Annotated in this window: 10 protein-coding genes and 1 other RNA gene; 5 read left to right on the forward strand and 6 right to left on the reverse strand. The window is 40.0% G+C overall.

The features are described 5' to 3' along the window. Positions 1-63: 63 nt before the first annotated feature. Positions 64-684: an LON peptidase substrate-binding domain-containing protein gene (locus tag Q4575_RS17990; RefSeq protein WP_215964274.1), complete on the reverse strand. Its 621-nt coding sequence runs from the start codon at positions 682-684 to the stop codon at positions 64-66. Positions 685-880: 196 nt separating this feature from the next. Between Q4575_RS17990 and prsT the strand changes: the two genes are divergently transcribed. The 3 genes from prsT to Q4575_RS18005 all read left to right on the forward strand — a co-directional run bounded on the left by prsT (position 881) and on the right by Q4575_RS18005 (position 5,450). Continuing rightward, positions 881-3,658, forward strand: coding sequence for an XrtA/PEP-CTERM system TPR-repeat protein PrsT (gene prsT, locus Q4575_RS17995; protein ID WP_303523731.1), 2,778 nt, complete (start codon positions 881-883; stop codon positions 3,656-3,658). Positions 3,659-3,907: 249 nt separating this feature from the next. Further along, complete coding sequence (locus Q4575_RS18000; RefSeq protein WP_215964211.1) at positions 3,908-4,183, forward strand: HU family DNA-binding protein; 276 nt, start codon at positions 3,908-3,910, stop codon at positions 4,181-4,183. A gap of 382 nt (positions 4,184-4,565) precedes the next feature. After that, positions 4,566-5,450, forward strand: coding sequence for a choice-of-anchor A family protein (locus Q4575_RS18005; protein ID WP_303523732.1), 885 nt, complete (start codon positions 4,566-4,568; stop codon positions 5,448-5,450). Positions 5,451-5,512: 62 nt separating this feature from the next. On the opposite strand, the gene Q4575_RS18010 is transcribed toward Q4575_RS18005, so the two are convergent. The 5 genes from Q4575_RS18010 to Q4575_RS18030 are packed head-to-tail and all read right to left on the reverse strand — an operon-like array spanning position 5,513 to position 10,116. Then, entirely contained in the window at positions 5,513-6,676 is a 1,164-nt protein-coding gene (locus Q4575_RS18010; protein WP_303523733.1) for a retroviral-like aspartic protease family protein, read from the reverse strand. Between the two features lie 54 nt (positions 6,677-6,730). Further along, positions 6,731-7,288 carry a division/outer membrane stress-associated lipid-binding lipoprotein gene (gene dolP / locus Q4575_RS18015; RefSeq protein ID WP_215964208.1) on the reverse strand — a complete coding sequence of 186 codons (558 nt, stop codon included), beginning with the start codon at positions 7,286-7,288 and terminating at the stop codon, positions 6,731-6,733. Positions 7,289-7,311: 23 nt separating this feature from the next. Then, positions 7,312-7,899 (reverse strand): SIS domain-containing protein, encoded by a 588-nt coding sequence (locus Q4575_RS18020; RefSeq protein ID WP_215964207.1) that lies wholly within the window; start codon positions 7,897-7,899, stop codon positions 7,312-7,314. Beyond that, positions 7,896-8,258, reverse strand: a complete 363-nt coding sequence (locus Q4575_RS18025; protein ID WP_215964206.1) for a YraN family protein — start codon at positions 8,256-8,258, stop codon at positions 7,896-7,898. Before Q4575_RS18025 ends, Q4575_RS18020 begins: the two co-directional genes overlap by 4 nt. After that, positions 8,233-10,116, reverse strand: coding sequence for a penicillin-binding protein activator (locus tag Q4575_RS18030; RefSeq protein WP_303523734.1), 1,884 nt, complete (start codon positions 10,114-10,116; stop codon positions 8,233-8,235). Before Q4575_RS18030 ends, Q4575_RS18025 begins: the two co-directional genes overlap by 26 nt. A 128-nt stretch (positions 10,117-10,244) precedes the next feature. Here Q4575_RS18030 and rsmI point away from each other — a divergent pair, with 128 nt between their 5' ends. Then, complete coding sequence (gene rsmI / locus Q4575_RS18035) at positions 10,245-11,087, forward strand: 16S rRNA (cytidine(1402)-2'-O)-methyltransferase (protein ID WP_303523735.1); 843 nt, start codon at positions 10,245-10,247, stop codon at positions 11,085-11,087. 49 nt (positions 11,088-11,136) lie between these two features. Beyond that, positions 11,137-11,537: RNase P RNA component class A (gene rnpB / locus Q4575_RS18040), an RNA gene on the forward strand. Positions 11,538-11,807: the final 270 nt, after the last annotated feature.

Raw genomic sequence — 11,807 nt, forward strand, 5'->3', positions numbered from 1 at the left:
GTTACTCAACGATTTTCGATTAGTCAGTTGTACGGCGGTTAAAATGATTTGGATCACAATAGCTCATATTTTTATGGTAGGCGAATTTTGTAACCCTAAGACCATGGTTTGTATAAAGTTTTGAGCGACGTCAAAAGTTGATGATTGAATAAACTTGGCACGGTGTTGATAAGAAATTGGTAAAATTTCGAGCCAACGTTGATTCACCCAAACGGGATTGTGCCATTGTGGCGCTGCGTCAAATAACGCATTTTGGTAAAGCGAGCCATATTGTTTATTTTGCGTCATAAGTTGTTGTAATTGCGCCGCGAGTCGTTGACTATATTGATCCTCATCTCGTTCGGGCCAATGCTCCAAAACACTGATTGTTGCGCACCGCAAACCATCATGTTCGAGTTCCATGTTGGTCAGTTCTACTAAGTTGTTTGCTTTAATTACAATGCCAAGTAAGCCATCCGGTAACATCTCAAAGTCAACGATGCTGACATGTACACCCCATGGCGAGCTTTCGTGGACTAAATCTGGTTTATACAGACTGAGAACAAATCCACTTTGCATCGATTCTTTAACCATGCGTATGTAACGTTGTTCAAATATTTTCAACTTAGTAATGCCACCGGGTAAAAGATAAACCGAAAGTGGGAATACGGCGCAGCGTAGAATATTAATGTTGATCTCCAGAATACGTAAAACTAAAACATTCTTTTATTACGTAAACGATAGGTGTTGGGATCAAGTATAGAAGTAAAATTTAAATTTGATTAAAAACAAAATAATTAAGTTTATTTAACAATTGATAATAGTTTTTCGTCTAAACAGTTCCAAGCTGTGGCAATGCCTGATATTTTAGTTACTTGTCTAAATTAAAGGAAGTCATAACATGTTTAGAAAAAGAACAATTGCAATGGTTTTTTGTTCGGTATTAGCAATCCAAGGATGTGGCGAAAAATCGGCGACAGAATATATGCAGGAAGCGCAAACTGCACTTTCTGAGGGTAGTACCGAAACCGCTATGATTCAGCTAAAGAACGTTTTGCGAATTGAACCGCAAAATGCAGAAGCGCGATTTTTATTGGGTAAGCTGTATCTCGAACGTGGTGATTGGGCTTTTGCACAGAAAGAACTCGAACGAGCTCTTGAATTAAGTTATTCCGCAGATGAAGTCGTGCCATTGGTTGCAGAGGCCTACCGTAAAATGGGGGCAGACTCACAACTGTTAAAGCTTGACCTAAAATCTAAAGGCATTAAAAAAAGTGACTTAGTTAAAATTAGATACTATCAAGCAAAAGCTTATATCCAAGGGCAACAAGAAGAAAAAGCCCAAAGTATCATCAATGAAATCAAGCAGATTAAAACGAACTCTGAATATAAATCACTGACTTCTTATTTGGAATATAAGTTAAAAAAACAAGATGATGCTGCGTTAATTCAATTAAAAGCCGTCTTAGACAAATCACCAGAACATCCAGAAGCCCTATTATTAACCGCATTAGAATCGTTAAAACAAGGTGATGCTGAAGCTGGTATCGAGTTTCTCGCTAAATATCGTGACGTTGCTCCGCTTGAATACGAATATCACTTTTTACTTGCGCAACTTTATGTTGATTACAAAAAGTATGAAAAAGCAGAAGAAGTAGTTGATGAATTACTGACTATCAATGCAAATCAGCCTTACCTTAACCAAATAAAAGCACTTGTTCGATTCCATCAAAAAGATTTTGAACAAGCATTACATTTTGCCAACATATCCATTATGTCTTCTCCTGAAGACATACCAACACGACTTGTTGCCGGTGCAGCTGCATTTGAACTTAGAAAGTTTGAAGAGGTTTATCAACACTTAAATCTTATCGCAAGTGCCTTACCGGAAAATCACCAAGCGTTAAGGTTATTAGCTAAGTCACAGTTAGAATTAGGCTATGCACTTGAGGCCAACGATACGGTTAAACGCTTTGTTGAATTGGACGAACGTGATGCAATTTTATTGTCGTCAATTGCTGGAGCTTTGAGTCAATCGGGTGAAAAAAAGAAAGCTAGCCAGCTTATTATGCGTAACGAAGAGAATAAATTGGAAGGGGAAACCTTAACTCAATTTGGTCTGGTGAAATTGTCGCTAAATGATGTGTCGGGGATTCTAGATTTAGAAAATTCACTGCCTAATTTAACGAATGATGAGAATCAAAAAGTCATTGTTCAACAGGTATTATCAAATAGTTATTTACGGTCTGGGAAATTTGAGGAAGCAAGCAAAATTGCACAGGAATGGTTGCAGCAAGACGCCATGAAGTTTGATGGACATATGTTAATGGCGGCGATTGCAGTAAGTAAAAATGAGAAAGAACAAGCTACCGCAAGTTATCTTCAAGCTCAAAAAATAAGACCAACGGAACCGTCACCACAATTGGCTGTCATTAATCTCATGCCTACAACGAGCCAGGATGAGCAGTTTGCTGTGTTGGTTGAAGTTGACAAGATGATTGCTAAATTTCCTAACTTTATCCCTGCAGTTTTAAAACGCTATGTGTTAGCTAAAGTTCTTAAACAGCCAATTAAAATGATTTCGCATTTAGAGAGTTTACGGATTAAAAATAATAATGCGCCTCAAATCATCAATGTGTTGGGCAAAATGTATTTGCTTGAAGGCGAAAATGACAAAGCTATCGCATTATTTGAGTCGATAAAAACGGATACCCCAGCGGATTATTGGCAGTCGCTTGCTAACGCTTATGTGAAAAATGATAACTTTGAAAAGGCCGTGGAAATATATCGTAAGTGGTTTGAAAAGGAACCAAATAATTCAGTTGCGATCTTTGGAATGGCACGAGTTCTTCAAATGCGAGGTGATCACAAAAAAGCACTTGAATTAACAACTCGTTTTAAAAATGAGCTGGGTGGTGAAGACATCAAAATTGACCTTTTCCATATTCAGTTGTTAATAACAAACGAAGATTATGACGAAGCCGCAGCTGCTTATGACTTATTACCTAAAAGCGAGCTTCAAAGACCTTATACCAAAGGACTATTAGGCCAGCTACAGTTTGTGGACAAAAAGTATAAAGCCGCCAAAACGAACTTAGAAATTGCGTACAAAGCACGACCAACCTCCGAAAACGCAACGCTAATGATGAAAGCGATTATGAATACCGCCGACAAGTCTGCTGCAATCGATTTTTTAACGGCTCATGTTGAAGCGGTACCTAAGGATCAGATTAATTTAATGATACTGGCAGGTTTACAATTATCTGTTTCGCAATCGAGCGCGATTCCTACCTATAAAAAGGCGGTAGCATTAAACGACAGCAACTTTGTTGCCTTAAATAACCTAGCCTACTTGGTACTGCAGCAAGGTGACTTGAAGCTCGCAGAAGAATACGCAACTAAAGCGTTAGAGATCCAACCTACTAATGCCAGTGTAATGGACACTTTGGCGTCGGTCGCTGTTAAGAAAAAAGAGTTCGATCGAGCGGAGGAGTTACTTGCCAATGCAATGGAAGCGATGAAGAACAACATAGACGAAACTATTTTTGTTAATTACATCGAAATTTTGTTGCTAAATGACAAAAAGACGTTGGCGAATCGTCAAATTAAAAGATACGAATTGAGTTCGAATAAAGAAAAACAAAGGTTGCAAAGTTTAATGACTCAATACAATATTTAACATTCGTTGTTGACGGGGATAGGTTTGTGACAATTTTCAAGACTTTTGACTTTGCTACTAGCAAAACTTTTAAAAGTAGGTTAATTTTCCTCGGCAGGCCCCAAATAATGGTGAATTGGTCGTTTTATAACAAGTTTTTGTTGTTTATTTAGCGATGCTGTGACATTTTCGTTAATTAGGGGATGAAAGTGTTGAATTTTATTTTTTAAGTCCCTAGGATACTGAAAGTCTTAACAATAGGATAAAATAATGAACAAAAGTGAATTGATCGAAAAAATGGCACAAAGTGCAGATATGACTAAAGCTGATGCGGAACGTGCGCTAAATAGCTTTATTTCTACAGTAACTGGTGAACTTGCTGACGGCGGTGATGTATCTCTAGTTGGTTTCGGTACTTTTAAAGTAAATGAGCGTGCAGCTCGTAGCGGTCGTAACCCTCAAACTGGCGAAACTATTCAAATCGCTGCTGCTAAAGTTCCTGCTTTCAAAGCCGGTAAAGCGATCAAAGACGCTGTAAACGCATAATTTAGCGTTTATTGGTAATTGTCGCGGACCGAATCTTGGGCCGCGATAATTTATTTTTAACTTCCTCCACCCTTCTTTCTCATTCGCGATACCTTACAACCCCCTAAATATAGTTAACTAAATCTTATTTACACTTCTATCGAATTCGATGCACTCAAACACGCATACATCGAACTCCAATAACGCATACTTGCTGATGTAATTAGTTACTCGACCAAAAACCAATTTCCACAAATTTGAATTACTACTGAGTCCCATCTCTCCCGCTGTAGGGATAATCCCTATTTATTTAGACAGCGCTGTCATTTATTGTTTAGTTACATTATTATCCACCATGAAAATTGGTATCAGTGTTAACTTTAAATAGGAAGATGGTCGTCAAATGAAAGTTTTAGTGATTGTTATAGGTTTATTATTTTCCCACATTGCAAGTGCTGGGATGATTGACCTGGGTGCCGCTGAAGAGTACACCGTTTTTATTAAAGAGACGTATGAGTACTCAACTGGTGATGTTCAGGGGCATAGCGCAATTGGCGGCGAAATCACGAATACGAGTGGCCAACAAAATTATTTTGGTCAGATGTTAGATGAACTTAATATCCCAACGCCACCTGCGCTGCTAACAACGGCTGCGCAATATGGTGATGCATTTGAGCATCTAATTGATTTGTCTACAGCCCTAACAGAGAACTCTGCTACTGGTACGGTAAATAAACCCTGGTCTAGTAAGTTGGAATTAACCGCAGCGGCCGGCACTGGCAACAACGACATTCACTATTTTTCATTTGATGCTGCCGATTTACTTAATGTCACTGAAATAGCGATAAGTGGTATTTTCAGTGGTCAGGTTGTACTCAATATTACTGGCGCTGACGCTGATATTAGCTGGGGCGGACAATACATTAATGGTCTTCATCTTAATTATAGTGATTCGAGTTTAGATGGGCGTTCAGATGTTGATGTTCTATATAACTTTGTTGATGCTACATACATAGAAATGGATGGCACCGTATATGCCTCTATATTAGCGCCACAGGCAAATGTAATTGGTACTGGCTCAGTAACGCAATGGGGGCAACTAATCGCTAACAGCTGGCGTACAGAGTCTGCTAGTCAATTTAATTACGATCCTTTGTCTCCAGCGGATAGTTCGATTACCGATGTTGCAGAGCCGAGTTCTTTTATATTGCTTGTATTAGTACTAATGGCAATATTCTGGCGTTTTAGCGGTTTTTCAAAAACAACTAAAATTAAAATAGAAGAGTAGGCTAAGTTTGCAAAGGCATTAAGTACGTAGCAGTATTATTCTGTTGCGTACTGCGTTCGGTATTAACGATGTTGCAGGATAAGTTGATTGTCTTGCTGGTCAATTTGAAATACAAAATGTTGTAAAAAGTTCATTCCTAATAAACCTGAGCCTCTCGAAAACTCTGGCATGTTTATCACTGCAAACTCTATGTCATTGACGGTAAACCCACCAATACTGAATCTATCGAACCGATATATTGGTGCGTCGACCAGACCACCTGCGGTATTAAATTCCGAGGTTCGGACGTAAGTCGGATATTGCCAATTCACTAAGTTATCAAAATGTTGTTGGGTTAAGACCGACATACTCGCTCCCGTATCGATCATTAATGCGACTGAGCTTTGCGGCCCAAACTGGCCGGCAACTAAATAATGACTACCCGCCTGTTGTAGGGGAATTGCCTGCTGACCAATTTCCAATTTTTCGATTTGTTCCAGCAGTTCGTTAGCCGAAATCTCGTATTCTTGCTGCTCAATAATGTCATCAAGCAACACTTTGGCTCGTTCATATTGGCCTAGTTTTACTAAGGTTTGAGCAAGATTGAGCTGAAAAGAAAGGTGTTCTGGTTCTTCGTAAATGGCCCGTTCTAGTAGGGTGATTATTTCCTGCCATTGTTGTTCGTTAGATAACAATGTTTGATACTGCTGAATGGTCGCATGTAATAAAACCGTTAGTCGGATTTGTTCTGCGGGATCGAATGTATCGCTCAAAATCAAATAATACAGATCTATTGCTTCGATGAAGTTGCCATTGAGTTCCTGTCGGTAAGCTTCTAATTCTAAGAAATCTGTGGCAAAAGGCTGGTAATGCAATATTGTCTGTAGAAATTGCTTGGCGAGTATTAGTTCATTATTATCTAGCCAGTACTTTATTTTCAATCGCCATTTATGTCTCAATTGAAGTGCTGACTGTTCTTCTAATTTAATCAGGTCGTCATATTTTTCAATGGCGAGTGCAAAATCATGTTCAGAAAATGCTCTAATTGCAGCGTCAAGGTCACTGTTATCTTGCTCAGTGAGTTTGGGCTCTATGGCTATATTAGTCGCCGTTGTGTTATTTGGCGTTAAAGGTGATGGTTGTTCGTCGTTTGTACTCGGTGAGTGTAGTGTTTTAAATAGATAGAAATTCACACCAACTGAAATCGATAATAGGACAACTAACAATACACAAATCTGCTTGTACATATTAATCCTATTATCTTATTCGCTTATCACGTTACTGCGACATAATTGCACTGGCTAAAAAACTTTAACTACGCGTTCTACGCCGTAAATCTCGGCGGCAATTTGTGCGGCTCTAGTAGCCTCTTCTGGTTTAACTAAGCCCATTAGAAAGACTTCTTTGTTTTCAGTGATCACTTTGATTTTATGACCTTCTAACTGCTCGTCGGTAAGCAACTCAGATTTTACTTTCGTAGTGATCCACGCATCTTTAGCTTTTGCAGAGAGATCCGCAGGTGTGCCAAGTTTTATTTGGTTATGGACCTTCTTAACACCATCGAGTTCGTTGAGAATCGCAATGGCTTTATCTATTAGAAATTTGTTTGGTGACTGACCCACAGCCAAAACAATGCCATCATATGAAATCACATTGATATTAGTATGTTTTCTTAGGCCTTCATCCTGCGCCATGTTGTACATTGCTTTGACTTCAATCGTGCTGTCGTCAATTTGCTTGCCAACCGTTCTAGGATCGTTCACTGCGCTAACGGCTGTTATCGCACCAGCCACAATGGCGGTTTCAACACAGGCCTGTAAAAATAATGTCGAAAGGATGACAAAAACAATTTTTTTCATAATGTGCAATAACCTAAATTCAATTACATAGAGAAGATAACTTCATCTATCAACTCGCTTAATACATGGATTGTAAACAGTTGTATTTCAAGGGTTCGACTTGGTTTATTGGTTGGAAGGCGGATTTCGATGTCGTTCTCTCCTAACAAACCGGCGATCTCACCACCGTCATCCGATGTAAACGCAACTACTTTAATATCTCGGGTTAATGCAGCTTCGATTGCAGATTTGATCATTGGTTCCCGATTATTTAAAGAAAATATAACCAAGATGTCTTGTTCGTTGCCTATGGCTCTAATTTGGCGCGCGTAAATTTCTAATAAATCGGCGTGTTCGTTATAAGAAATTGCACAATGCTGAACGGTGTCATTTAGTGCGATTGCGGGTAAACAAGGACGTTCAATTTCAAAATAGTTAACCAAAATACCGGCAAAGTGTTGCGCGATCATTTTACTTGCGGAATCGCCGCAGGTTAAGACCTTGTTACCCGACAGCAAGGTTTGTGAAACTAAGGCCGCAGATAACGCTAAGTTATCGGCATTTTGCTCACCGGATGCAATAAAGTTTTGTATATTTGAAGTGTATAACTGCTTGATTTTATTGTCGTTCATGAAAATGCACTTTGGATCCAATTTAGCTGTTGTTGTTCAATTGCGATGACATCAAATCTGACTCGGGTATCTAGTTTACGTGTTGCGAGGTAAAAAAGCGCGGCTTTTTTAATTTTTGCTTGTTTGCTTTTTGTGACTGAACCTGCGGCGCCACCATATTTGTCGGTATTTCGATACCGAACTTCAACCATGACTAAGGTTTCGTTTACAGGGTCAAAACAAATAATGTCGATTTCACCAAATCGACAAGCATAATTTAGAGTGACAATGGTTAATCCATGAGCCTCTAAATAGGCTTTTGCGCGATGCTCTTTTTCATCACCAATCTTTCGCTTATTGGTCCGTTTTAGCCACTGCAATTATTCTTCCTTGTTGATAACGAGACCACTCCAGATCCCGTTTTATACGGTTGTTTTTGGTAATAGCAAGTTGACCTGTTAACCCATCAAACGATTGGTCTGTTAGCGTTTCGAGTTGTTTAAGGGCAAAGATGAGACGTTGCGCGTCAAAGCCAAACGCAAATAGCTTTTTGAGTTGTGTTTGTTGTTCGCCTACTTTGGCATAAAGATTGTGCAATGAGCGCGCTTTGTTTCTAATTAACCAAGGCATTTCGGTAAATGTTAGGTCGTTTAAATCACGTTTTTGCGATTTACTTTCATCTACAAGGTAACTTCTGCTTGAGCCAAAAATAGGCAGTTTTTCGCCAAATACACTGACATTAACATCAAAAAACGGTTTTATTAGCCGTGTTTGTTGAGAATTGGCAATTATGTAAACGGCATCAATATCGGTGCGAGACCTAGAGGCTGTTTCTAAAGCCGTACCAAATAAACGTTTCATTTCTGCAATTCGCTTTTTACTTAAATTTACGTCGAGTAATTCTTCGACGGCTTCACCCAACTTAGATTTGTTTTTAAATGCTATCGACTCTGCTTCGCGTTCAGTGGCTTGCAGCCACAATTGATTAAAGTGCAAAGCCAATCGACGGCCTAAAGAGTTGTCGGCATAGATAAGTGTTGGGTGTTTAATTTTGTTCGCTAAAAAGAACTCTATTGCTTGCTCAATTTCGTCTTCCGGGGCTAGGGCAAAATAATAGGCATTGGTTCTTTGCGGTAACAGCGGCGTAAAGTCAGGTGCATTTAGATGTAAGCTCGGAATGTGCGCAAGTAACTCACTATGCATAATTGTTTCGACATCTTCTTTTACCAAAGGGCCAACAATGAAGTCGACATTAGCAGTTAAGATTTTTTGCTCAATTTCTGCCAATTCATATTTATCCGTATCAATAATCGTCAAAGCGGTATTTGCATTTAAATCCATTGCGGCGATAAATCCATTTCGAATACTTTCAGCTTGGCGCTGTAACTTTCCTGAAAGCGGCAGTAATAAAGCAATATGATTTGGCGTAAATGGTGAAATGGTTAACAACGTTTTGATATCAGTTGGAAAATAGTTAGAAGTGGCATGTTGTGGAAACATACGTTGCCAAATTGCTAATTGTCTGGGAAGTTCGTATGCGTCGGACAAATATTGTTTAATAATTTTAGCAAGGCTGATCCAACCACCAGAGGATTGCCCAAAATCATTTTGAAATTGCGTTAAAGTTTCACCGGATACATGCAGTAAATGACGCCATAGTAGGTCATTCAGTAGGATGTTGTCTTGTTCAGTTAATTGATTTTGGTGCAGGTCTTCAATACGGAAAACGGTTTTAACCACTTGAATGTGTTGTTTTTGATTCGACTCCAACTGTGCTTTTAAGATCCACAATGCGACTTGATGTTTACGGTGTACGTTGCCTTGATTTAAGCGGTTCATGACAACTTCTGCGTCTTGATTTAGCGTTTCGTCATAACGGGCTGCAAACAATAAGCCATTTGCCAATGTAATGTCTAAGGCTACTGAGTTGTATTTTGTGCTGTCGATCCGCTCAATTATTGCAAGTAAATATTCTTCACTTCGTTGCTCTGCAATCGCATATTTTAAGGCTGTAATGTACATTGCACGCATCTGTTCATCATTGCCAGTGGACGCATCGGCCTTTTGTATAAAGTCTTGGCTACTGCGCTTATCCTGAGTGCTAATGTCACTATCTACTGTAGCTTCTTGCAAAGTTTCACGCTTGGCTTCGGACGTAGGCGAGGAGCCACAGCCGTTTAAAAATAAGACGACTAAAAATACAAAAGTGATGAATTTCATTGCGGTGCTAACTGTCATTTTTATCCCAACCAAGATGAAACAAGCTTTTATCCTATATCGACCAAAATCAAAGGTATTAGAAACTTGTATGAAGGGGTATCATACAAGCCACAAGTCTCATTAACAATGATCATAAAGTACAGAAAATGACAGAAACCGGCACTTTATTTATCGTCGCAACGCCAATCGGTAATCTTAGCGACATTACGCAACGCGCATTAGACACTTTAAATGAAGTGGACTTGATTGCAGCGGAAGATACGCGACACAGTGGCAAGTTGTTATCCCACTTTGGGGTGAAAACAAAAATGTTTCCGCTACATGATCATAATGAAAAGCAAAAGTCGCAGTTGTTAGTGAACAAAATTAAAGAAGGGGAAAACATCGCTTTGATCAGTGATGCCGGAACGCCTCTTATTTCTGACCCTGGTTACAACTTAGTCAATGTTGCCCGTGAACAAGGTGTTGCTGTCGTGCCAATTCCAGGGCCGAGTGCCGTTATCACCGCTTTATCCGCTGCGGGATTGCCGACCGATAAATTTATGTTTTGTGGTTTTTTACCTGTTAAACAACAAGCGAAGATCACAGAAATCGAAGCTCATAAACAAGCCATTTATACTTCAGTGTTTTATGAAAGCCCGCGTCGTATTCTCGATACACTCGCTACAATTCAAGCAACCTTGGGTGACGAGCGCGAAGTGGTGTTGGCTAAAGAATTAACCAAACACTATGAAGCCTTTAGTAAAGGGTCATGTCAGTCAATCATTGAGTGGCTTAATGAAGACACTGACCGTTTGCAAGGTGAGATGGTGGTGATGATATCGCCAAATAAGGAAGAACAAGGACTGTCGGCAGAAGCAGATGCTCTGCTGCGTCGACTTATGCAGGATCTGCCGCTTAAAAAGGCAGCTGGTATTACGGCGGAATTACATGGCCTTAAAAAGAATGACCTGTATAAACTGGCATTGAGTTGGCAGGACAAAGAATAAACGCGTAATTTCTCGCATTATCTATCCAGATCCCCTATAATCCGCGCCGCGAGATGGCTAGACAATCGCCGCTTTATCGTTGTATCTCAACCTTCGGGTTTTGGTAGACGGATGAAGGGGAGGAAAGTCCGGGCTCCATAGGGCAGAGTGCCAGATAACGTCTGGGGGGCGCGAGCCTACGACCAGTGCAACAGAGAGCAAACCGCCGATGACTGCTTAGGCAGAACAGGTAAGGGTGAAAGGGTGCGGTAAGAGCGCACCGCGCGGCTAGTAATAGTTCGTGGCACGGTAAACTCCACTCGGAGCAATTTCAAATAGGGTTCCACTACTCTTAGAAGTTAATGCGCGGCCCGCGTTGGAACCGGGTAGAAAGCTTGAGCCTTAGAGCAATCTAAGGCCTAGACGAATGATTGTTCACGACAGAACCCGGCTTATCGGCCATCTCGCACCTTTTTAAAATTAAAATTAAAATTAAAATAAATTTAGCCGAAGACAATCATTGTCCACTCCGCGACATAAGAGCACGGCTTATCGGCCATCTCGCACCTCATTCCCCAAAATAAAAGTAAAGATGAAGAACAAATGATTGTTCACTCCGCGACATAAAAGCACGGCTTACCGGCCATCTCGCACCTTTTTAAAATTAAAATTAAAATTAAAATTAAAATAAATTTAGCCGAAGACAATCATTGTCCACTCCGCGACATAAGAGCACGGCTT

The sequence above is a fragment of the Psychrosphaera sp. 1_MG-2023 genome (genome assembly GCF_030548245.1).
Taxonomy (GTDB): Bacteria; Pseudomonadota; Gammaproteobacteria; order Enterobacterales; family Alteromonadaceae; genus Psychrosphaera; species Psychrosphaera algicola.